Here is a 23154-nt window from a genome sequence, read left to right as displayed (position 1 = left end):
GTTCTACAACTTAAAATTACCTTACACTTGTAATCAAAATCTTGTTCAGTTTTCAAAGATCTACTCTTGATTGTTGCTGTTTGATTCTTCCTTAACGCAACATATTTAACTATACTACATTGCGTTTTAAATGTCAACAGATAAACTCAATTATTTTAAATTTATTTGTTAGCAATCGGCAAAACCATTACTGCAACATCAAACATAATACAGCATTTTGCACTTTAGTGCAAGAGCAATATTTATGATAATTAACTTAGTTCATAATCAGTGACTTATTAATTATTATCAAATCATTTTTCTCTCTCACCGAGCATTTACTACTATACATGCGCTCAAATACTTTGTCAACACTTTTGGTCAAAAAAGGTCAAACTTTTTTCAATTTTTATTTTCCATCTAATAAATGAACGTAATCGTACAAGTGATCAATCTTTACAAAAGCTACTCTAACAATGTTTCAGATCATTTTTGTACAAATAAAAAGAGATGATCAAAATCATCTCTTTTTCTATCAAACAAATCTATTTTTTATTATCTTCATCCTGTGGATTATCAGAATTATCTTCTGGTCTCATAGTTGGGAACAAGAGAACATCACGAATGGATGGTGCGTCAGTTAAAAGCATTACCAAGCGATCAATTCCAATTCCTAATCCACCTGTAGGAGGCATGCCATACTCAAGTGCTTCGATAAAGTCTTCATCGATACCCTGAGCTTCATCATTCCCCTCTTCACGTTCCTTAGCTTGAGCTTCAAAACGTTGACGTTGATCAATTGGATCATTTAATTCAGAAAAAGCATTAGCATATTCATTACCAAGAATATATAATTCAAAACGGTCCGTAAATCTTGGGTCATCAGCATTTTTCTTTGCCAAAGGAGAAATTTCAATTGGATGACCATAGACAAACGTTGGCTTCTTTAGCTTTGGTTGAACGAACTGTTCAAAGAAAGCATTAATGATATGACCAACTTTCCAGTATGATTCATAGTGCACACCGTGTTTATCAGCCAACTTCTTAGCGTCATCATCCGACATCTTAGGCCAAAAATCAACTCCCGTATATTTTTTCACGGCATCAACCATATGAATCCGATCGAATTCTTGGTTCAAATCAACTTCTTCACCCTGATACGTAACCTTACCATTATCACTAACGGCTTTGGCAGCGGCCCTAAAAATTCCTTCGGTTTCATCCATTACATCATGAAAATCAAAGTATGCAGCATAGGTCTCAAGTTCAGTAAATTCAGGATTGTGTTCCTTATCCATCCCTTCATTTCTGAACACACGGCCAATCTCGTAGACACGTCCCATGCCACCTACAATCAAACGCTTCAAATGAAGTTCCAGTGCAATTCGCAAATATAAATCAATATTTAAGGCATTATGATGAGTTATAAATGGACGAGCGGATGCTCCACCGGCAGTAGTGTGTAATACTGGCGTCTCAACCTCAGTAAAGTCCATCTTATTATCCAAAAAGTTTCGAACTGCCTTAATAATTTTACTCCGCTTCTGGAAACGCTCAAAACTATCACGATTTGAGATTAAATCAAGGTATCGCTGACGATACTTTTGTTCCTTATTTTGTAATCCGTGATACTTATCAGGAAGTGGACGAAGTGCCTTTGATAGGAAAGTAATGGACGTAGCACGAACGGTTAGTTGTCCCATGTCTGTCTTAATTACTTCACCAGTAAAGCCAAGAAAGTCCCCGATGTCAGCACGTTTAAAGATATGATACTGTTCTTCTCCAACAACATCTTTTCGAACGTAAACCTGGATTTTGCCAGAACGATCAAGGATATCGGCAAATCCAACTTTACCTTTGCCCCGTTTAGCTACCATTCGCCCAGCAATCGTAGCCTTGACATCTTTTTGTTCTAATTCTTCCTTATCATACTTATCAAACTCTTTGTCTAAATCTTTTGCCAAATAAGTTGGCTTAAAGGCATGACCAAAAGGATCAATTCCCTCATCTCGTAGCTCTTGCATCTTTTCTCTACGAACTTTTAATTGGTCATTCATTTTCTTCTCTTGTGCCAATTCAAATCCCCCAAACTAGTAACTTACATTCATAATAACATAGTTAAGCATCGTAATTATGCATTTTTCCGTGCGTTTCTCATCGCATCTTTTTCTAGAAAATCATCGAAGATCTGGTCCATCTCTGCTTCAGACTCAGCATTGTTTAACTTCACTTTGGTTCGAGCCGAATGAGAAATTCCTTTCAAGTAATAAGCTGCCTGACCTCTGAATTGTCTTGGTCCAACATATTCACCCTTAATTCGAACTAACCCATGCAAATGTTCCTTAGCAGTGTTGATTTTTTCCTCAACACTTGGTTCCGGGATTAATTCACCAGTTGCTAGATAGTGCTCAGTTTGCCTCAAAATCCAGGGATTTCCTTCAACGGCACGGCCCATCATTACTGCATCACAACCTACTTCATCAATCATTTGTTTAGCCTGCTGTGGAGTAGTCACGTCACCATTTCCAATGAACGGAATCGTCAATGCATTGGCAACTTCTTTTAAAATTTCCCAGTTAGCATGACCGGTATACATTTGTTTTCTAGTTCGACCGTGCATCGCAACAGCAGAAGCCCCAGCCGCCTCAGCAGCAAGCGCATTTTGCACCGCATAAACATGATCCTCATCCCAACCAGTTCGCATCTTAACCGTTACTGGCTTCTTAACGGCAGCAGTTACATATGACACCATTTCATAAACCTTATCTGGATCAAGGAGCCACTTAGCCCCGGCATCGGTCTTAACGACCTTATTTACGGGACAACCCATGTTGATATCGATAATATCAGCAGCCGTCTTCTGATCAATAAACTTAGCAGCCTCCACCAAAGTTTCTTTGGTTCCACCAAAAATCTGAATACTCATTGGGTGTTCATTAGGATCAACGTTAACCATGCTTAACGTTTTTTTGTTGTTATACATAATTCCACGATCGGAAATCATTTCACAGACAACTAATCCCGCACCAAACTTTTTACAAATGATTCTAAAGGCTGAGTTCGTAACTCCAGCCATTGGAGCTACTACTAATTGATTTGGAATCGTTACGTTTCCAATTTTCCACTCCATTTTTTCACCTCATCTAAATTGTTTCCAAACATTTTATATAATACCATACCCGTACAAAAAAGAGCGAACCGTATGACAGCACGCTCTTTGATACTACTTATCCTTCTCATTCAGTAAATCAACTAATTCATCTTCCGAAAAGTTATACTTTTTACCACAAAAATTACATACAACCTGTGCCCCATGATCTTCATCAATCAATTGCTGCAGATCTTTCTTACCAATTCCCGCAATGTCTTTGGCAAATTTTTCTTTGGAACAATTGCAGACAAATTCGACTGGCATATGATCAATAACGTCCAGATTATCCGTGCCAAATAACTCATTCAAAATATGATCAGGATTAGGATCCCTTTCTAACATGGACGAAATACTGGGCGCATTCTTTAAAGTCTGCTCCAACTTATCAATTGCCTCGTCAGAAGCACCAGGCATGACTTGAATCAAATATCCCCCGGCACTTTGGACGTTGTTTTCTCCGTCAATGTCAACTGAAACTCCAACGGCTGATGGAATCTGTTCTGACTTTGCTAGATAAAAGGTAAAATCATCACCAATTTTACCGCTTGCGAGTGGAACATCACTAGTGTAGGGTTCACTTGTTCCCTGATTTTTAACAACTTCTAAAAAACCATTCGTTCCTACACCCTTAGAAACATCAACTTTCCCATCCTTTGTGAGTGGCAAGTTAACGTGAGGATTCTGAATGTATCCCTTAATGTGTCCCTTAGCATCAGCATCAATAACCATTCCGCCGACTGGACCACGTCCATTTAAGCGAACGGTCATGCTTTCTTTTCCCTTTAACACTGAGGCCGACAACATCAAGGTTGCGGCAATCGTTCTTCCAAGTGCTGCCGTGGATGTACTCCAGGTATCATGAATTTTTTGAACATAACTGACAATTCCAGTTGCGTTTAAGCCGTAAACCCGAAACATCCCATCTTTAGTAAGTGCCTTAACTAATACATCATTTTTATCATTCATTTTATTCCCTCCTTAGATTAAAAAAGAACGTGGGCTTTGATCCCAACGTTCTTTTCGTTTATTGATCTTGATTATCAGAATCTTGGTGATCTGAATTACTATCATGATTTTCATCGTGTTTTTCTTCAGAATGATCAATTTCTTGTTCAAGTTTCTTTTCGTGCTCATGCTCCTTAGCGTCAATGGCTTTCTTAGCTTGTTCAAAGGTTTCATTTTCACTAGGGTACTCATCACTATTTGTTGAATGTTCAGGCATTTTACCGGTCTTGTAGAGACTCAAAATTTCCTTTTCATCCAACGTCTCATATTTAAGCAACGCATCCGCAATTGCCTTGTGCTGATCACGATGACCCTCAATAATCTCCTTAGCTTCACCATGAGCTTCATCAATAAAGTACTTCACTTCATCATCAATCTTAGCTGCGGTTTCCTGTGAGTACTTAGGAGCAGCGTATGGATCTTGGTTAGGACTTTCGAGTTCCACGGTTCCAATCTTGTCACTCATTCCATATTGAGTAACCATGGCACGAGCAAGATTAGTGGCTTGCTCAAAGTCATTTGAAGCACCAGATGATTCAGAATGGAAAACAACTTCTTCAGCAGTTCTACCACCCATTAACCCAGCTAATTGTTCTTGAGCGTTCTTCTTTGAGATCAATTGTTGGTCTTCCTTAGGCAGCATGATGGCATATCCACCAGCACGACCTCTTGGAACAATGGTAACCTTATGAACAACTCGAGCGTCATTTAATACTAAACCAACGATGGTATGACCAGCTTCATGGTTAGCCACAATTTGACGTTCGTGTTCGTTAATAACCTTATTACGTTTAGCCGGTCCAGCAATAACACGATCCTCAGCTTCATCCATATCAGCCGCATTAATCTCATTATCACCATTTCTCGCGGCCAGTAAGGCAGCTTCATTTAGCAAGTTCGCTAAATCAGCACCAACAAATCCGGGAGTCTGTTTAGCAATTTCATGAAGGTCAACATCAGAAGCAAGTGGTTTGTCTTTGGCATGAACTTTCAAAATTGCTTCTCGTCCACGAACATCAGGCTGACCAACTAAGATTTTCCGATCAAAACGACCTGGACGAGTTAAGGCTGGGTCTAAAACATCAGAACGGTTCGTGGCGGCAATGACAATAACACCTTCATTACCAGTAAAACCATCCATTTCAACCAACAACTGGTTAAGGGTTTGTTCACGTTCATCGTGACCGCCCCCCATTCCGGATCCACGTTTTCGTCCAACGGCATCAATTTCATCAATAAAGATGATGGCCGGTGAATTCTTCTTAGCTTGAGCAAACAAGTCTCTAACACGACTCGCACCAACCCCAACGAACATCTCAACGAAATCAGACCCTGATAATGAGTAGAATGGAACGTTTGCTTCACCGGCAACCGCCTTAGCTAACAGCGTCTTACCAGTACCCGGAGGTCCTTCAAGCAAGACACCTTTTGGTATAACGGCACCCAGTTTAGTAAACTTCTTTGGATCCTTTAAAAATTCAACAACTTCGACCAGTTCTTGTTTTTCTTCATCTTCACCAGCAACGTCACTAAACTTAACATTACTCTTAACTGGTTTAGCCTGGCTCTTGCCAACTTTCATGACACCACCAGCACCACCACCGGCTCCACCAGCTTGTTTCATCATAATATAGAACAAGTAAATGAAGATTAATAATGGTAGAACTGAGATTGCTAAGTTTAACCAAAAGCTATTCGATTGTGTTTCTTTAGTACTCATCGGCACCTTATTCTTATTAGCTAACTTGGTAATCTGACTAACCGATGAGTCATTCTTTAAAATGCTAGTAGTGAATCCATTTACCTTAGTGTAAGTATTGTTGCTCGACTTGGTAAGTTTTCCATTACTAAAATTAAGCGGAATTCCGTTATTTTTCTGCTTAACATTTTGGGGCTTCTTGTACTGACCAGTTATTTTATATACACCGCCAGAAGGTTGAACAGAGAAGTTTTTAACCTTGTTCGTCTGCAAATCATTTGTAAATTGACTTGAACGAATTCCCTGAGTTTGAGTGCTTTGTGATCCGCTGCCACCACCAGTGACAAGCATAATCACACCCATGACAACCACAAAGATGATGATATAAAATAGGCTACTCTTAAAAAGCCCATTTTTATTATTTTTCATTTGTGCCTCCCAATCTAATTTCTCGAAAAGATAACAAATAGAATGTTATCACTTTTACTTTAAATGGACGACCGTTTAGGCCGAATAAATTGAAGGTTTTAAAATTCCAATGTACGGTAAGTTACGGTAAAAACCCTTGTAATCAAGTCCATAACCGACAATAAATTCATTTGGAACGTTAAAACCCACATAATCTGCCTTGGCAGGGACAACTCTTCCCTCAGGTTTATCAAAAATGGTACAAACTTTAATTGAATTAGCTCCTCGATCTGAAACCAAATCCTCAAGAAATTGAAGGGTGCGTCCTGTATCAATAATATCTTCAACAAAAATGATATCACGGCCACTAACATCACCATCAAGATCACGGATGAGCTCAACTTTTCCGGTTGAAGCAGTCCCACCCTTATAGCTTGAAACATCGACAAAATCAAGATCTAGGTATATGTCCATCTGGCGAATAATATCGCTCATAAATAACACTGCCCCAGTCAGCACACAAACCACTAGTGGCTTTTTGTCTCGATAATCATTACTTAACTGCTTCCCTAGCCTTTTTACTGCAGAAGCAATGTCTTTTTGACTATATAAGACCCGCTCAATATCGTCATTCATTTGTTATATCCTTTCGCGTAATTAAAAGTTCATACCCGTGAGTTGCACCCTTAGGCAACCACTTGCTTTCCTTATAACCAATGACGGCCAACACACTCTCCTTACTGTCCACCAGTACTTGCACGTGACGTCGCTTGGCACTTGGAACTTTCTGATTAATTAACAATCTTCTTAAACTCTGATGACCGCCATTCTTGAGTTCAACGGTATCATCCGGTTTAAAGGCTCTTTTGGACAAGGGAAACTGAGAGTCGGCCAAATCAAAATGACTTCGACGCCAAAAGTTTCCCTTTGGAACATGATTTTCATCAAAAATACCAAAATTAAATCCGTTAACGTTGCGGTTCCACTGGTTTAATTCTACCACAAACGAACTTTCATCACGGTGATCATCGTAATTGTTAGGAGATTGTTTAAAAAACATGATTTTATTATAACTTTTTTCAAAAAAATAAGCATTTGAAATTCGCAATTTTCCCTGTGGTTTTCCAAAATCTTTAACTAAAGTCAAAATTTCAGCAATTTGATTATCAGAAAGAGTAACCGTTGACGTCAACTGTTTTAACAATGCGCGAAGTAAAATGGAAAGTTGATTAATTGACGTTGTATCGTACTCGGCACTTACGCAGTCTCTTTTAACCTTTAAGTCATGTCTCAAAAGATCGGCTTGAGCGAAACCACTTGATCCGTCGAGTTCCGACTGCAAATTACTAGCAAACTTAGCAAAATGAGAGATAACATTAGGATTTTCTTTAATTAATTCTGGTAAAACCTGGTTACGAATCCGATTACGGAGGACCGTATTTTCAAAGTTAGTTTTATCATCATACCATGTTAATGAGTGTTCTTTAGCATATAAACGGATGGATTCTTTCGAAAACTGTAGTAATGGTCGAACCATCGTTCCTCCATTAAAGGGATGACTCTCTTTAATTCCTTGAACCTCAAACAAATTCCCACTGCGAATGAGTTTCATAAGGATGGTCTCGGCTTGATCATTTTCTTGATGAGCCGTTAACAAGACTGAAGCATTAAAATCATTCATGACTTCCGCAAAAAAATGATAGCGAAACTTACGAGCTTGATTCTCCACCCCACTACTAATCTGGTCGTGATTCCAATTGCCAACCCGCAAATCAAGGTGGTGTTTCTTACAGTAATCAATCAGAAACCGTTCTTCAACCTCACTTTGTTTTCGTAAATGATGGTTAACATGAGCAACAATAATATGAGGTTTAAAATCTTTTAAGTGTTGGAGTAAATCTAACAAAGCCATGGAATCAACTCCAGTTGAGACCCCAATCACAACATTTTCGTCTTTTTTCCACCATTGTTTCTTCTTAACCAACGAATTAATTTGATTACGTAAATTCAAATTAACCTCCAAAACAAAAAAGCCGAGCAATCTGCCCAGTTATTCGTTCATTAACTACGACGACCACCACGACCGCCGCGTTTTCCTTCTGTGTTTTTCTTAATGACGGACATCCGACTTTCGCTTTCTTTCATGAAGTCTGAAAGCAAATCATCAAAGCTTTCATTCTTACCCTTATGGCCATTACGATTGTCGCGGCCACTGCGATGTCCATGATTCCCGTTATTTGAGTGCCCGTAGTGTGAATGCTCATCATGATTATGTTCACCATGATGTTGATGTGATTCTTTTTCTGGATGATCGGAAGCTTTGCGAATTGATAGGCCAATCTTACCATCATCCCCAATGCTCAAAACCTTAACGGTCACTTCATCGCCAACCGACAGAATATCATGAATATCTTTTACGTAACCATCAGAAACCTCACTGATATGAACTAGTCCAGTCTTATGATCGCCTAGATCAATGAAAGCTCCAAAATTAGTAATTCCTGAAACTTTCCCAGTGACCTTCTCTCCAACCTTAATTGTCATAAAAAAGCCATTCCTCCTAATAAATGTTGTGTTAATTATAACATAATCCTTTAAAGTAAAATAAAAGAAGATTACATCCTAGTAATCCTCTATTCATTACCAATCTTACTATTCTGTGGGAAACTGTAAACAGTTTCGCCTGGTTTTGTATAATAATATTTAGCTCGCATCAATTCTTGAAGATAATTCTTGTTATTTAAAAGCTTAATTTGTTCATTAAGATTCTTTTCTTTTTGTTTTTCAACCTGGTAATCCTGTTTTTTTCTGGTAATTTGGGCATTCACACCGTGAATTTGATTCATTCCACTAACAATTTGCCACCCGAGCGCCAAAAAAGCCACGGCAAATATTGCCACGAGAGCAACCAGTCGCTTGGTTCTTTTACTTAACTTCTTATTATCTCTTTGATGTTGGTTTGCTTTACTTTTCCTTGAAGCAGAATTCAAGTATTCAACGTTGTTATTTCTGTTCATCAGGAATGCCTCCACGAATTTATATGAACATAGTACCACATGTAAAGCCAGAATATAATATTAATTCAACAATAATTATTCTAATTCATCATTTTCAGCCCGGTAGTCACGATCATAGGTTTCACTGATGGTCTTATACATCGTGTCTGAATCAGACTTTTTGGTGGTATCTAACAGTTGTAGCACCTCTACGGTTAAATTTTTATTTCCAAACTTAATCAGAATTTGATCGCCAACCGAAACCTTACTTGATGATTTGGCTGGCTCGCCGTTTACAAAGACTCGCCCTTGATCGGCAATCTTTTTGGCAACTGGACGACGTTTTATAATCCGTGAAATTTTTAAAAATTTATCAATTCTCATTTTTGCTTATCTCCTACAAACCGTTTCATAATTGGAACCATCGCTAACTCCGAAGCAGTCAAAACTTTTCCTTTCAGACACATTCCTAAAAACACGAATGCCCCAATCGGAATAACAATCATTAATTTAATAACATCCACCAGTCGACTGGTATCTCCAAGGACGTGGTTCAATCCGAATTCAGTTAAAACAACGACAATCACCATTACTATACTGATTAATGATACCTCTAATAGGAACTTCCAACTAAAAATGTGCTCATGAACCCGCTTTGGACTAGTATACCAGTTAACTAATAACACGATTAACAGAGCAATGATAGTTGATAATGAAGCACCAATGATCCCGAAATGAATTACGCACCACTTAGTGATCATTATTTTACAAATTAGACCTAACAAAATAGCGGTCACCGTACTTTTAAAGTCATCAATACTCTGTAAAACCGAGTTAAGGGCTGTCACCATCGTAGCGAAGAGGATGCTCAAACAGTATACCGAAAGCGTGATGTCTAAATCATAACTCCCAAACAAGAGATGATTTAATTGAGGCATAATACTAATCAGTCCGAAGGTAACTGCCATCGTCACTACCAGTGTAATGCGCATACTGTGGTTTACAAGGGTCTTAAATGACCTTTCTTTTCCAGCATGATGATAATACGCCATCTGCGGCAAGACGGTTGAAGAAATGGCCGTTCCAATCACTAATCCTAGTTGAACAATGGGCTGAGCGCGATCATAAATCCCCTTTTGGGTCTGAGCCATTAGATTACTTACACCACTTACTACCAGCCCATTTTTTACCGTAAATGAATCGACCAACTGCATTAACACCATTAGAGCAGCTAAAACACTAAGCACACCACCCTGTAAGATGATTTGCTTCGCTAATTTCAGGTAGTTAAATTTCAAATCTTGAAAGTGAAAATGAGCAAGTATGTCACGTGCATAATATCCCAAGATAAGTGCTGAAAAAATCGCTGCTAATGGAGCAGATAACATTGCTAACGTCCCCATCTTATATAAGTTCCAATGCTGGACGGCTGCTAAATAGGCTACCACAATGATCATTGAAACCCGAACAAACTGCTCTACCACTTGAGAAGTCGCCGTTGGAATCATCTGCATGCTAGATTGAAAGTACCCCCTCACATCCGCTAAGAGGGGCATCAACAAAAACATCCAGCTTACCGCTTGAATTACGGGTTTTAATTCAAAGTCTCCCATTAAAGCAGCAATTTCTGATGAAAATAACTGTAATCCACCAAAAATAATCACCGAAATGATCATTAAGATCACCATGATTTGGAAAAACAACGTTTGCTTCTCCCCTTCAGTCTCCCGTTCCACAATCATCTTGGAAACAAACGCTGGAAGACCGGTCAAGGCAAACGCAACCCCAATCCCATAAATAGGATAAACCTGCTGATAGATGTAAAATCCAACGTTTCCAACAAAATTTTCCAGTGGAATCCGATAAACAGCACTTAGTACCTTTGAAATAATGGCAGCTACCGAAAGGATCAAGGTTCCACTAACAATCTTTTTACTTGTCTTTTGATTCATGTTCTTCTTGATCCAATCTTATTTTACTCAAGCTTTTGACAAATTGATAAAGCTGTTTCAACCAATCGGCATCTTTCATCGTTGGTTGAACAACTAACTTAATTTGAAAACACCCGTTAACCACTTTCACTGAGGAACGAAAATCCGTATCAGCAATGGCTTTCAAAATTTCCTTACTAGTGAATCTTTGGGTTCCTACCTTACTCATGGTAACGGTTAAATTATTTTTATCTTTGCGAATTTTATCAATCAGATCATAATCGGCAAGCATCTTAATGCGGTCAATTTCAAGCAGATTAGCTACTTCATCAGGATATTCACCAAACCGATCAATTAAATCACTTTGTAGTTCGGTAAATTGTTCCTCACTATCCATCTGTCGGATTCGCTTGTATAATTCAATCTTTTGTTGCTGATCCTCAATGTAAGTCGCCGGAAGATAAGCTTCAATCCCGAGTTCAACCTTTGAATCAGACTTTTCAACCACGCGATGCTGGCCCTTCTTCTTGGAGACAGCATCAGACAACATCTTAGTATACATATCATAACCAACTGAATTAATAAAACCGTGCTGCTGCTTTCCGAGCACGTTTCCAGCCCCACGAATCGAAAGATCACGCATGGCCACCTTAAATCCTGAACCCAATTCAGTGAAATCCTTGATGGCTTCTAGTCGATTCTCAGAAACTTCGGTCAACACTTTATTTGGCTGGTACATAAAGTAAGCTTGTCCTACTCGATTACTTCGACCAATTCTTCCCCGAATCTGATAAAGCTGGGAGAGTCCCATCCGATCCGCATCCTCAACGAACAGGGTATTCGCATTAGGAATGTCAACTCCCGTTTCAATGATGGTCGTCGTAACCAACACATCATAATCTCCGTTAACAAAGTCGTACAAGATACCTTCCATTTGATTTTCGGACATCTGGCCGTTGATGGAAGCAATCCGCGCATCAGGCAAAAGGGTCTGCAACTTGTCGACCGTCTGATCAATATCTTTAACCCGATTATGCAAATAAAAGACCTGTCCCCCGCGTTGCATCTCCCGTCTGATTCCGTCCACAATCGAACCCTCATTTTGCTCCATCACGTAGGTTTGAATCGGATAGCGATTAGCCGGAGGCGTTTCAATGACTGATAGGTCACGAACGCCCATCATTGACATGTTTAAAGTCCGTGGAATTGGTGTGGCAGTTAGCGTCAACACATCGACATCCGACCTCAATTCCTTGATTTTTTCTTTGTGTTTAACCCCAAATCGTTGTTCCTCATCGACGATTAAAAGACCTAAGTCATTGAACTTCACGTCTTTAGACAGCAAACGGTGGGTGCCAACCACGATATCAATTTTTCCGTCCTTTAGGTCTTGAATGGTTTGGCGGGTCTGTTTGGGCGTGTCAAAACGCGAGAGAACTCCGATTTTAACCGGAAAACCATTAAATCGTTCAACCATGGTCTCATAATGTTGTTGAGCTAGTACCGTTGTCGGCACTAGAAAAGCCACCTGTTTCCCGGCTTCAACGGCTTTAAAGGCCGCTCTCAAGGCTACCTCAGTTTTCCCGTAGCCTACGTCTCCAACCAGTAAACGGTCCATCGGATGGGGACTCTCCATGTCTTTTTTAATTTCATCAGTACTTCGAAGCTGATCGGGTGTCTCCGTGTATGGAAACGCCTGCTCAAACTCAGCCTGATATTGATCATCAACCGGAAAGGCATAACCCGACTCGGCCTCCCGTTTGGCGTACAAGTCAACCAAATCATCAGCAATGTCTTCCACCTTAGAAGCGACTGACCGTTTGGTCTTGGCCCATTCCGTTCCACCAAGTTTATTAATTTTTGGATGTTTATCTTCAGATGAAACGTATTTTTGTACCAAATTCAGTTGGTCAACAGGAACGTAGATCTTAGCTCCCTTTTGATAGGTCAAGGTCATATAGTCCTGATGTCTGCCATCAACTTCCATGGTCTTCATCCCATCGTATCGTCCAATTCCGTGATTAACGTGAACAACGTAGTCACCGGGTTTTAAATCGGTATAGCTTTTGATTCGCTCTGCATTAGAAAAGGTCTGTCTTCTAACTCGTTTCTTTTTCCCTTGTTCATTCACCCGTTTAAACATATCTGATTCAGAAACAATCGCTAGGTTAGCGGCCGGCAAATCAAAGCCATTTTTTAGGTTAGCTGAAACAATCTGAGTCTTTCCCTTAATAATGTTATCAGTGGTTGATTGAATGGCATCAACACCAAAATCACTCAACGTTGACGCAACCTTTTCCACTCGTTTTTCATCGCTAACGGCAATGACCACGGTTCGTTTCTCAGCTTGATAACGTTGCATTTCTGCTTTAAACATCGGCATTTGTCCAAAAAAACGCTGCATTGGGTGAACCTTGATGTCGATGATGTCAGAAAGCTTCATTCGCCCTAGTCCCTTTTGAAACAAAGAAAATAACAAGGTCGCATGATGATCAGTTCCGGTTACCGTTCTAAAATTAAGCGACAGTTTCTGGTCAGAAAACAGTTCATGATTATCTTCAACTGAATCACGCCAGTTCTGTTCGTCACTTTCAAGTTGCTTATTAGCATCCCTTATGCGACTGTAGTCATCATAGACTACCATCCCATTTTCAGGTAAATAATCTAAAATTGAGGTTCCCTTTTCAAAAATAAACTGACTATACTCACTCCATTTTTGGTCAATCGATTGGCCTTTGAGCCCGTCAATCACCTGTTGAATGTTATCAACTAAAACGTCACTGCCGTCGTCTTTGATGGTTTGGTTCAATCGTTTCGAAAGTTCCTTGATTCCATGCTTGCGATCGCTTTCGCTGGGTAAAAAATCAGAAGCCGGTAGCACACTAATCTCATCAATATTTGCCACACTTCGTTGGGTAGCAGCATCAAAATAACGCATGGAATCCACTTCCGTATCAAAAAAATCAATCCGAATTGGATAGTCCGAATTAAGCGGGTAGATATCCAAAATTGACCCACGATTAGCAAACTCACCGGGGGCGGAAACCATGTTCTTCTTCTCGTAACCCATTTGAACCAACTGTTGTTGAAGTTTTATAAGGTCCAAGTCGTCTCCAACCTTGAAGTGTAATTTGGCTTGATTAAAACTAGCTGGCTCTGGTAGATATCGTTTAAGACCAGCCGTTGAAACAATCACCACCACTGGTTTCCCTGACTCAAGCGCGTTTAGGGCCCGCACTCTTTGAGCTCGATACTGCGGAGAGCTGGTTGCAATCTCTGCCGCGACGAGTTCTTCAGCTGGGAACTCAAAGACCTGATCTGAATCCATTACTTCATTAAAAGACTCGGTAATTTGATCCGCATGGTTCATCGTATCGGTTACGTATATCGTAGGTTTTTGCTTATCATTAATTAATTGTTTTAATAATAGAGTACGAGCGGATCCACTAGTCCCAGTGATCAGTTGCTTGGTATCAGGAGCAAGATTAGAACTGATTTTTTCATACTGTGGCATTTCTTTTAACGTTTCATCTAGCTTCAAAAACTCATCTCCTCTTTTATTAATTATACGAATTAATTAAACTGATTTTCTAACTTACTGAAGGGAGTACCAGAAACCCACTCGTCTAATGCTTTAACCGCATGATCCTCCGCTTCTAAAAACGGTGCCCGTTGTTCCAGACTAAATTTACTCAAGACATAGTTCACAACACTTTCACGTTTGGGATGACTGGTTCCAATCTTAATCCGATTAAACTGATCGGTCCCAAGGTGGGCAATGATACTTTTAATTCCATTATGACCACCAGCCGAACCGTGGTTTCTTAGCCGAATTCGTCCCACTGGTAAATCCATGTCATCGTAAACAATTACTAAATCATCAAGATCTAATTTGAAAAATTGCATCAACGGATGAACTGCGCGCCCTGAATCATTCATCATCGTCGTTGGTTTGACTACCATTACCTTTTCACCATTGACTATTCCCGTACCATACATGGCATCCATCTTTTGTTTATTAATCGCAATCTGGTTTTGATCAGCAAACTTATCAACCACCATAAACCCCGTGTTATGCCTGGTACCATCAAATTCAGCACCAACGTTGCCTAATCCCACAATCATTTTCATTGCTATTGTCTCCCATTTACTTCTAATTAACCTAAAATGGCCGAAATGAATAATTACTCACTCGGCTTAATCATGTTTATTGTATCATAATAGATTAACGATTTGAGCTGATCCCGTACCATTAAGAATATGGTTCTGTATAAATAAATTCGTTCATGATATAATCAGTTTGTGAACAAACTAATTTCAAAAGGGAGAAATATTATGGCTGAAAAACACGAAAAAGTTGTTTTAGTTGGTGATGGTGCCGTTGGTTCATCATACGCATTCGCAATGATGCAACAAGGGATCGCCGAAGAATTTGTCGTTGTTGATATCGACAAAAACAGAACTGAAGGAGACGCATTGGACCTTGAAGATGCCCAACCTTTCACTTCTCCAAAAAAGATCTACTCTGGTGACTACAGTGACTGTAAAGACGCTGATTTAGTTGTGATCACTGCTGGAGCTCCACAAAAGCCCGGTGAAACTAGACTTGACCTGGTTAACAAAAACTTGAAGATTTTGACTACCATCGTTAAGCCAGTTGTTGATTCTGGTTTTGATGGAATCTTCTTAATTGCTGCTAACCCCGTTGACATCTTAACCTACGCAACCCAAAAGATTTCTGGCTTTCCTAAAAACCGTGTCTTTGGTTCAGGTACATCACTTGATACCTCACGTTTCCAAGTTGCCGTTGGTAAGAAGTTAAACGTTAACCCACAAAGCGTTAATGCTTACGTTATGGGTGAACACGGTGATTCAGAATTTGCTGATATTGATGAAGCTTCAATCGGAAACGTTCCATTGGTTGAATTTGCTAAACAAAATGGTGTTAGCAAGGACGACTTATTGAAAATGGAAGACGAAACTAGAAATAAGGCCTACGACATCATTAACAAGAAGGGTGCTACTTTCTACGGAGTTGGAACTGCTTTGATGAGAATTTCAAAGGCCATTTTAAGAGACGAAAACACCGTTTTACCAATTGGTGCCCCAATGAATGGTGAATACGGTTTGTCCGGTATTTACATTGGAACTCCTGCCATTGTTAATGCTTCAGGAGTTGCCAAAGTCCTTGAAGTTCCATTAAGTGATGACGAAAAAGACAAGATGAGTGCTTCAGCTAAAACTTTAAAAGAAACCATTGCTAAAGGTATGAAGACCATCAACCTTTAAAAATAAGTTTAAAAAGAACAGACATTTATGTCTGTTTTTTTATGCTCCAAGTTATTTTGTGTTAATATTAATTAGAAATTACTTACGTGAGGAGCCTTAGCCATGATTTTGCAATCTTTAGTTAAACCTAAAAGTGACCTGATTACTGTTGATGAAAACACTGATCTCGACACCGCATTAAAATTAATGGAAAAGAATCATTTTCGTTGCATTCCCGTTTTAGATGCCACTCATAAAGCCTTCAAGGGTAACATTTATCGCATGCACATCTACAAACACGAAGCCGATGGCGGCAAGATGTCCGACTCGGTTATGACCCTGATTAGAAACGAAACTAAATTTGTTAACCTGAATTCAGCTTTTTTCAAGGTCTTCTTTACGATTAAGGATCTTCCATACATTGCCGTTCTTGACGAGTTCAACAATTTTTATGGCATTTTAACTCACACGAAATTGATGGAAAGCTTGTCACAATCATGGAACGTGAAATTTGGTAGCTACGTGATTTCAGTTGTCTCACCTGGTGAACGTGGGGACTTAGAAGAGATGGCTCACATTATTACTAGATATACCGCCATTTCAAGTGTGATCAGCTTGGATTCAGTTGATCGTTCTGGTAAAACGGTCTATCGAACCATGTTTACCCTCCCGTCTAAGGTGACTAAGGATCGTCTGGACCGTATCATTGCAGCTCTAGAACGAAAGGGATTCAAAGTTCCAGAAGTTGAAGATCTAAAACAAGAATCAAAAGAAACTCCAATCGAAGAAAATTAGATACAAAAAAGAACGTGGAATAATTCCACGTTCTTTTTTGTATCTTATGTATCATCAGACTTCGTGCGTGCTCTGACTGAGCCCTAGACTTAAACTAAGACCAGCATCAACTTTTCTCATGATATCTTTACTTAAATGAGTGACATGATCTTTAAGACGCTGCTTATCAATCGTCCTAATTTGTTCTAACAGAATCACCGAACTCTTCTCAATTCCGGCATTCTGAGGTGTAATACCCACGTGAGTAGGCATCTTTGGCTTAGTAATCCGAGCCGTAATTGCGGCTACAATCACAGTGGGACTATAATGATTTCCAACGTTATTTTGGACTACCAAAACTGGTCGCATTCCACCCTGTTCAGAACCAACGACTGGAGATAAGTCTGCATAGAAAATATCGCCACGTTTAATTTCAACGTTTTCCATAGACTATTCCTTCCGCATAAATAAACTTACAACCGTGACTTCTCGTCTTCATAATTGTCAAAGAGCCGTCTTGCAATCTCATCCTCACATGGAGAATATTCATCAACAATTATTGAATTTAGATTGGCCATGATTGAGTAGCCATAAATTAAAGAATTAATTAGAGGGTCTTTATCAAACGAGTCACAGTCCATGGCAACTTTGTGGTTGTCAAAAGAAAGTCCTAGTTTGGTGAAATATTCTTCATTTTTCTGAGACCAAATAGCATCAATCGTGTATTTGTATGTCATGGAGAACTCCTCCTTACAAATAGTTACTTCAAATGATTACTTGATTTATACACCCGTGGTAATCGATCCGAATACCCACATGCAATCTCATAGTGAATGGTATGACAATAGTCGGCAACGTCTTGGAGAGTAATAGTATGACCATGATCAGTTCCCACCAAGGTCACCTTCGTTCCAATTGGTAACTGATGTGGTAACTTCACCATCAGTTGATCCATACATACTCTTCCGACAATTGGACAATACTGTCCATCTACTAGAAGTGAAAATCCCTGCATCGAGCGACGAACTCCGTCTGCATATCCAACAGGAACCGTTCCAATCCACTCCTTTGAGTTGGATGTATAAGTTGCACCGTATCCAATTGAACGACCAGCATTAACCTCTTTAACGTAAACTAACTCACTGGTAAAGCTCAGTGCTGGTTTCAACTTAAATGGTGAAGCAATCTCAACCCCCGATGGATTCAAACCATAGCCAGCCACTCCAAAGCGGACCATGTTTCCACCCGCTGCTTTATGCCACATACTAGTAGCTGAATTTGCCACGTGAACATAACGAGGTTTATCGGGAATCGCAGTCATCAATTCGTTAAAATTATCCAATTGATACTTAAAATAATCATCATTAGCGCTATCTGCGGTAGAAAAATGAGTAAATACTCCCTCAAAGTCAATATACTCGCTAGTTCGGTTCAACTCAACTATTGCATCTCTAACTTCTGAAACAGTTTGGAGTCCGATCCTTCCCATTCCAGTATCCAAAGCCAAATGAACCCTAATCTTGTTCTTTAATTTCAGTTGTTCAGCTAAATTAGCTGCCTGCTTAATCCAATCAATCGAGCTCACCGTAACCGAAACATTGTACTTTGCAATTAATGGAACATTTGAAAGGTCACAAAGACCCAAAACAAGAATGGGTTCAGACACAAATCCAGCTTCTCGAAGCTGAATTGCTTCGTCTAAAATGGCAACACAAAAACCAGTAGCTCCTGCTTGTTTAGCAATCCTCGCCACTTGAACCGCACCGTGTCCATAAGCATTAGCCTTGACGACCATGAATAGATCCGACTTGGCATCCAATCGTTTTCGTTCCTCACTAATGTTATGAAAAATGGCATCTTCATCAATAACTAGTTGTGCATTTCGATTTCTTCCCACTGCCATAACGTATACTTCCTCGAATAAAGTACTATCTAATTATTCTTTGATAATTATTATAACACTTAATAAATTAATTTTCTAAATAAAAGAGAGAACCAAGAAGGCTCTCTCTTTGCTACTTATTCTTAATGACAAAATTCTTTGATTTACCGTGGTTACCACCATTATGACCTCTTGAATCACGACGTCTTGAGTCGTGACCACCACGATGACTACCAAAGCGTTTGTGACTGTTCCGGTCATTTCTCTTACCGCGATAACCGCCACCACGATGACCACCAAAGCCACCATGATTTTTAAGTGGTTTTTCGGCCGTAATGTGAACCTTAACCTGATCTCTTGTCATGTCATTCAAAAGAGCAGAAACCAAATCGACACTGTCATACTTTTCAAGGAGCTTTTTTGCGACCCGCTCAAACTTGGCAGTATCCGTCTTCTTTACTAACTTTTCAATATCATCTTCAGCAAATTTTAACTGACCAGCAAGGGCTTCGTCTTCTGAAGGTGGCTTTAAAGGAAGCATCCTTACCTTGGTAAGTCGTTCAATTCCTCTTAAATAACTCATCTCATTTGGAGTGACAAACGTTACTGAGGTACCATGATGGCCGGCACGACCAGTTCGTCCAATTCGATGGACATAACTTTCTGGATCCTGGGGAATATCAAAGTTATAAACGTAAGTGACACCCGAAACATCAATTCCTCTAGCAGCCACATCAGTAGCCACTAAATAATTAATCTTGTCGTTCTTAAATTCGTTCATAATCTGAGTTCGCCGTTTTTGGGTTAAATCACCGTGAAGACCAGCTGCCCGATAACCACGCGCAATCAGTCCCTTAGAAACTTCGTCGACTCGTCGTTTAGTTCGACAAAATACGATGGTAACCTTGGGTGTTTGAACGTCAAACAAACGGGTCATGGTATCAAACTTTTCGTTATCTTTAACCTTAACGTAGTACTGATCGACTAGGTCAGTGGTTAATTCCTTCGACTTAACCGTGATCTGCTTTGGATCTCTCATGAACTGAACCCCAACTCGTTTGATGGGTGCTGGCATGGTTGCTGAGAAAAGCAAAGTTTGCCGATCTTCTGGAATGTTCTTAATGATGCTTTCAATATCATCTAAGAATCCCATGTTAAGCATTTCGTCGGCTTCATCTAACACTAAGTACTTAACGTGTCCTAGTTTTAAGGTGCGACGATTAATGTGATCAAGAATTCGTCCTGGAGTCCCCACCACAATCTGTGGCTTCTTCTTCAAATCTCTAATTTGCTGGCGAATATCTGAACCACCATAAACTACTTGAACTCGAGCTCCTTCAACGCCACCAAGACGTTGCATCTCTTTTTGTGTTTGAATGGCAAGTTCTCTAGTTGGTGAAATTACAAGTGCCTGCACATCTGGATTATTCAGATCGATTTCTTGCAGGATTGGAAGGGCAAACGCAGCTGTTTTCCCAGTTCCAGTTTGAGCCTGTCCAATAACATCCTGACCTTTTAACAATAATGGAATTGTCTGAGCCTGAATTGGAGTGGGTTCGTCAAAGCCTGATTTTTCAACGGCTTTTAATAGACTATCAGATAGTCCTAAATCTTTAAACTTCAAATGTGTTCCTCCTATTGAAACTACAATTGTGAATTCAATGATTTGCTTGGAAAAAATCCGTTTTCCATAATGCGCAAATCGTCTGATTCACATTTATTTCTATATTCTTCAGCGATTACGTGTCTAAAACATATTACACCATCTGGCCTAATTTCACAAACCGATGAACCTATTCTAACGCTTTTAAAACTCGTTCTAAGTGAATTCCGTGACTCCCTTTTAACAAGACTTCATCCCCAGTAGATAACTGGGAGTCTAGGCTTTTAGCTAATTGATCAAGCTGATCAATTGGATAATAATGAAGGGCATTTTGATTGGGATATTTTTTTTGCAACATTTGATATAAAGACTTCATAAGTGGTCCAACTAGGTAAACCTGGTTAATCAATTGCGGATCAATTGCATCAGAAATATCCTCATGCATCTCAACTCCCTTATCACCAAGTTCCAGCATGTCACCTAAAACTGCAACTCGCTTCCCTTGTAAATGAGTGGATTGAAACGCCTTTAAAACGGCTTTTAGAGCTGATGGGTTCGAATTATATACGTCACTTAAAATCATTTCACCATTTTGACCCTTAACCCATTCAGTTCGATTATTAGTAAAACTGGCATGGTCTAGTGCTGATTTCATGTTGGCCGGCAGGATTTCCGCTAGTTCACCAACTTCAATGGAAGCAAGGGCATTGTTGACGTTATAGTCACCAATTAGCGGAATGGTGAATTTCATGTTTCCAAACCGATTGGTCTTAAACGTCGTTTCGTGGTCGCCGTCATAGACATCCTTTGGGTAAATATCGTTAGTGTCTTTTCTTCCAAAGGTCAACTTTTCAACGTCAAGTGATTTAGCCCGTTCGTTTAATAAAGGTTCATCACCGTCATAGACAAACACCCCATCTGGCCTAAGTCCATGGGTAATCTCCATTTTGGCATCCGCAATCTTAGCACGGGTTCCGAAAAACTCAATGTGAGCTTCCCCAATCATGGTAATGACGGCGATGTCTGGCTTAACTAGCTTACTTAAAAAGTCAAGTTGGCCGGGTCGATCCATCCCCATCTCTACCACCAAATATTCTGTGTTAGATTCCATGGAAAGGATCGTAATTGGGACTCCAATCTCATTATTAAAGTTAGCGTGCGTCTTAGTAACATTAAACTGAGTGGCAAGAATTGAAGCAATCATGTCTTTAGTAGTGGTCTTGCCATTACTTCCGGTAATTGCCACCACTTTAGGGTTAATCTTATTTAAATAGTGTCGACTGAGATCCTGTAGGGCTTTTAGTGTGTCATCGACTAAAATAACCGGAAAATCCTTCGGAACATCACTAATTCGACTTTGACTCCAAAACGTTGCGTTAGCCCCGTTTTCGATGGCACTAGCAATGAAATCGTGCCCATCGTGATTCCCAGTGAGTGGAACAAAAAGATCATGCGGTTTTAATTTCCGACTATCAAACGAAACTCCCGTTATTTCAACGTTTTCGTATTTTTTTGAATTCAAGTCACCATTAACGGATTTTGCAACCTCTAAAAGGTTCATTTTCATAACAAAAACTCCTCTTAATTCGATGTAAATGCATTTAAAGTATATCAGAAAAAAATCAATAAAAAAGCGACTCAGCTGGTTTAAACCAAATCGTTTAATTCTCCCTCATCATCAACGTCTCTTTGAAGTTCCCACGTTTTAGTGGAAATATCATAAGTAATTTGACCAACTTTAAAGGCTCCACTTTTCAACTGGTCATAAGAGTTCCAAATTACCTTTGGAGATCGTTTTTTGTGTCTCATTAAGGGAATCTCAAGCTTCGGTCTCTTCACAACTATCATATCATACGGAATAATAACTCCCGTAATTCCCAGTTTTAACAACTTGGTCATAGTACGTTCGTCGATATCCCTAAACGGCACTGACTTTACGAACATTCGTCTACTGTTCCACTGCTTTTTTAGATGCCGTTTAATGCAGACAGCTAAAATTTGATTAATGACACTAAAATGACGCATGTATACCTTTGTAAAGCCAGTGGATTCACCCAAAAACACAAATTGATTCTTCAATTTAACCGAAAATGGACTCGTTTGATTGAGTGGGATACCCATGTGACTCAAGTACAATAAATCTGCGATTTCATCCTCATTTAAAGAGTCCAAATCCTCCCGGTTTCTAAAATCAACCCATTTCTTGGTACTAATTTTATTGTTAATCATGTACTCTCTAATTTCATTTTGACCGGTAATTAAATCAAATTTAGTGAACATATTGAAATCATTTGCGTAACGATAATCATCATTTAATAAAATAATATTTTGGGGATCATTCTTAATTCCGTTTAAAAAATCCGACGGAAGGATTCCCCAACTGTAGGCAAAATTCTTAACTGGATTAACCTGAAAATACACTGTGTTAATTAACATATTTGTCTTGCTCCAATCTTTA

The 23154-nt window shown here is 39.5% G+C and carries 20 protein-coding genes; 2 read left to right on the top strand and 18 right to left on the bottom strand.

The window, feature by feature from the left end; genetic code table 11:
- Positions 1-524 precede the first annotated feature (524 nt).
- The 12 genes from lysS to pth form a co-directional block, all read right to left on the bottom strand.
- Positions 525-2054, bottom strand: coding sequence for a lysine--tRNA ligase (gene lysS, locus AC6UD0_RS05035; RefSeq protein ID WP_500695756.1), 1530 nt, complete (start codon positions 2052-2054; stop codon positions 525-527).
- A gap of 56 nt (positions 2055-2110) precedes the next feature.
- Positions 2111-3109, bottom strand: coding sequence for a tRNA dihydrouridine synthase DusB (gene dusB / locus AC6UD0_RS05030; protein WP_500708323.1), 999 nt, complete (start codon positions 3107-3109; stop codon positions 2111-2113).
- A 93-nt stretch (positions 3110-3202) separates the two neighbouring features.
- Positions 3203-4096 (bottom strand): Hsp33 family molecular chaperone HslO, encoded by an 894-nt coding sequence (gene hslO, locus AC6UD0_RS05025; RefSeq protein ID WP_500708322.1) that lies wholly within the window; start codon positions 4094-4096, stop codon positions 3203-3205.
- A gap of 58 nt (positions 4097-4154) precedes the next feature.
- Positions 4155-6263, bottom strand: coding sequence for an ATP-dependent zinc metalloprotease FtsH (gene ftsH, locus AC6UD0_RS05020; protein ID WP_500693969.1), 2109 nt, complete (start codon positions 6261-6263; stop codon positions 4155-4157).
- 75 nt (positions 6264-6338) lie between these two features.
- Entirely contained in the window at positions 6339-6878 is a 540-nt protein-coding gene (gene hpt, locus AC6UD0_RS05015; RefSeq protein ID WP_500693970.1) for a hypoxanthine phosphoribosyltransferase, read from the bottom strand.
- The gene (gene tilS / locus AC6UD0_RS05010; RefSeq protein ID WP_500708321.1) at positions 6871-8253 is read right to left on the bottom strand and encodes a tRNA lysidine(34) synthetase TilS; all 1383 of its coding nucleotides are present in this window, start codon (positions 8251-8253) and stop codon (positions 6871-6873) included. Before tilS ends, hpt begins: the two co-directional genes overlap by 8 nt.
- 50 nt (positions 8254-8303) lie before the next feature.
- Entirely contained in the window at positions 8304-8786 is a 483-nt protein-coding gene (locus tag AC6UD0_RS05005) for a S1 domain-containing RNA-binding protein (protein WP_500693972.1), read from the bottom strand.
- 89 nt (positions 8787-8875) lie between these two features.
- Positions 8876-9259, bottom strand: coding sequence for an FtsB family cell division protein (locus AC6UD0_RS05000; protein WP_500699654.1), 384 nt, complete (start codon positions 9257-9259; stop codon positions 8876-8878).
- 75 nt (positions 9260-9334) lie between these two features.
- Positions 9335-9622: an RNA-binding S4 domain-containing protein gene (locus tag AC6UD0_RS04995; RefSeq protein ID WP_500693974.1), complete on the bottom strand. Its 288-nt coding sequence runs from the start codon at positions 9620-9622 to the stop codon at positions 9335-9337.
- Entirely contained in the window at positions 9619-11190 is a 1572-nt protein-coding gene (locus AC6UD0_RS04990; protein WP_500708319.1) for a putative polysaccharide biosynthesis protein, read from the bottom strand. The genes AC6UD0_RS04995 and AC6UD0_RS04990 overlap by 4 nt, the downstream gene beginning before the upstream one ends.
- Positions 11171-14710: a transcription-repair coupling factor gene (gene mfd, locus AC6UD0_RS04985; protein ID WP_500708318.1), complete on the bottom strand. Its 3540-nt coding sequence runs from the start codon at positions 14708-14710 to the stop codon at positions 11171-11173. Before mfd ends, AC6UD0_RS04990 begins: the two co-directional genes overlap by 20 nt.
- 32 nt (positions 14711-14742) lie before the next feature.
- The gene (gene pth, locus AC6UD0_RS04980; protein ID WP_500696915.1) at positions 14743-15300 is read right to left on the bottom strand and encodes an aminoacyl-tRNA hydrolase; all 558 of its coding nucleotides are present in this window, start codon (positions 15298-15300) and stop codon (positions 14743-14745) included.
- A 204-nt stretch (positions 15301-15504) separates the two neighbouring features.
- On the opposite strand from pth, the gene AC6UD0_RS04975 reads away from it, so the two are divergent.
- Both AC6UD0_RS04975 and cbpA read left to right on the top strand, forming a co-directional pair.
- A complete protein-coding gene (locus AC6UD0_RS04975) occupies positions 15505-16458 on the top strand; it encodes an L-lactate dehydrogenase (protein WP_500708316.1) in 954 nt (317 codons plus the stop codon).
- Between the two features lie 102 nt (positions 16459-16560).
- Positions 16561-17232, top strand: a complete 672-nt coding sequence (cbpA, locus tag AC6UD0_RS04970; protein WP_500693979.1) for a cyclic di-AMP binding protein CbpA — start codon at positions 16561-16563, stop codon at positions 17230-17232.
- A gap of 54 nt (positions 17233-17286) precedes the next feature.
- On the opposite strand, the gene AC6UD0_RS04965 is transcribed toward cbpA, so the two are convergent.
- From AC6UD0_RS04965 to AC6UD0_RS04940, 6 genes are all read right to left on the bottom strand, one after another.
- Positions 17287-17658: a type II toxin-antitoxin system PemK/MazF family toxin gene (locus AC6UD0_RS04965; protein WP_010022835.1), complete on the bottom strand. Its 372-nt coding sequence runs from the start codon at positions 17656-17658 to the stop codon at positions 17287-17289.
- A gap of 26 nt (positions 17659-17684) precedes the next feature.
- On the bottom strand, positions 17685-17948 hold the full coding sequence (locus tag AC6UD0_RS04960; protein ID WP_500693980.1) for a hypothetical protein: 264 nt from the start codon (positions 17946-17948) through the stop codon (positions 17685-17687).
- A 23-nt stretch (positions 17949-17971) separates the two neighbouring features.
- Entirely contained in the window at positions 17972-19114 is a 1143-nt protein-coding gene (alr, locus tag AC6UD0_RS04955) for an alanine racemase (protein ID WP_500693981.1), read from the bottom strand.
- Positions 19115-19226: 112 nt separating this feature from the next.
- Positions 19227-20717 (bottom strand): degradosome RNA helicase CshA, encoded by a 1491-nt coding sequence (gene cshA / locus AC6UD0_RS04950; RefSeq protein ID WP_500708315.1) that lies wholly within the window; start codon positions 20715-20717, stop codon positions 19227-19229.
- Between the two features lie 169 nt (positions 20718-20886).
- Positions 20887-22263, bottom strand: a complete 1377-nt coding sequence (locus AC6UD0_RS04945; RefSeq protein WP_500708313.1) for a UDP-N-acetylmuramoyl-tripeptide--D-alanyl-D-alanine ligase — start codon at positions 22261-22263, stop codon at positions 20887-20889.
- A gap of 80 nt (positions 22264-22343) precedes the next feature.
- Positions 22344-23132, bottom strand: coding sequence for a hypothetical protein (locus AC6UD0_RS04940; RefSeq protein ID WP_500708312.1), 789 nt, complete (start codon positions 23130-23132; stop codon positions 22344-22346).
- Positions 23133-23154: the final 22 nt, after the last annotated feature.

Source organism: Fructilactobacillus sp. X7R9C1 (genome assembly GCF_059901005.1).
Note: the sequence above shows the minus strand (reverse complement) of the source record. Positions and strands in the feature narration are given on the sequence as shown.

Excerpts from the sequence above, each read along its gene's own strand:
- cbpA (WP_500693979.1), top strand. The coding sequence starts at position 16,561 with ATGATTTTGCAATCTTTAGTTAAACCTAAAAGTGACCTGATTACTGTT.
- AC6UD0_RS04995 (WP_500693974.1), bottom strand. The coding sequence starts at position 9,622 with ATGAGAATTGATAAATTTTTAAAAATTTCACGGATTATAAAACGTCGT.
- AC6UD0_RS04990 (WP_500708319.1), bottom strand. The coding sequence starts at position 11,190 with ATGAATCAAAAGACAAGTAAAAAGATTGTTAGTGGAACCTTGATCCTT.
- AC6UD0_RS04960 (WP_500693980.1), bottom strand. The coding sequence starts at position 17,948 with ATGACATACAAATACACGATTGATGCTATTTGGTCTCAGAAAAATGAA.
- AC6UD0_RS05005 (WP_500693972.1), bottom strand. The coding sequence starts at position 8,786 with ATGACAATTAAGGTTGGAGAGAAGGTCACTGGGAAAGTTTCAGGAATT.
- AC6UD0_RS05000 (WP_500699654.1), bottom strand. The coding sequence starts at position 9,259 with ATGAACAGAAATAACAACGTTGAATACTTGAATTCTGCTTCAAGGAAA.
- alr (WP_500693981.1), bottom strand. The coding sequence starts at position 19,114 with ATGGCAGTGGGAAGAAATCGAAATGCACAACTAGTTATTGATGAAGAT.
- hslO (WP_500708322.1), bottom strand. The coding sequence starts at position 4,096 with ATGAATGATAAAAATGATGTATTAGTTAAGGCACTTACTAAAGATGGG.
- AC6UD0_RS04975 (WP_500708316.1), top strand. The coding sequence starts at position 15,505 with ATGGCTGAAAAACACGAAAAAGTTGTTTTAGTTGGTGATGGTGCCGTT.
- dusB (WP_500708323.1), bottom strand. The coding sequence starts at position 3,109 with ATGGAGTGGAAAATTGGAAACGTAACGATTCCAAATCAATTAGTAGTA.
- AC6UD0_RS04940 (WP_500708312.1), bottom strand. The coding sequence starts at position 23,132 with ATGTTAATTAACACAGTGTATTTTCAGGTTAATCCAGTTAAGAATTTT.
- pth (WP_500696915.1), bottom strand. The coding sequence starts at position 15,300 with ATGAAAATGATTGTGGGATTAGGCAACGTTGGTGCTGAATTTGATGGT.
- AC6UD0_RS04965 (WP_010022835.1), bottom strand. The coding sequence starts at position 17,658 with ATGGAAAACGTTGAAATTAAACGTGGCGATATTTTCTATGCAGACTTA.
- hpt (WP_500693970.1), bottom strand. The coding sequence starts at position 6,878 with ATGAATGACGATATTGAGCGGGTCTTATATAGTCAAAAAGACATTGCT.
- AC6UD0_RS04945 (WP_500708313.1), bottom strand. The coding sequence starts at position 22,263 with ATGAAAATGAACCTTTTAGAGGTTGCAAAATCCGTTAATGGTGACTTG.
- ftsH (WP_500693969.1), bottom strand. The coding sequence starts at position 6,263 with ATGAAAAATAATAAAAATGGGCTTTTTAAGAGTAGCCTATTTTATATC.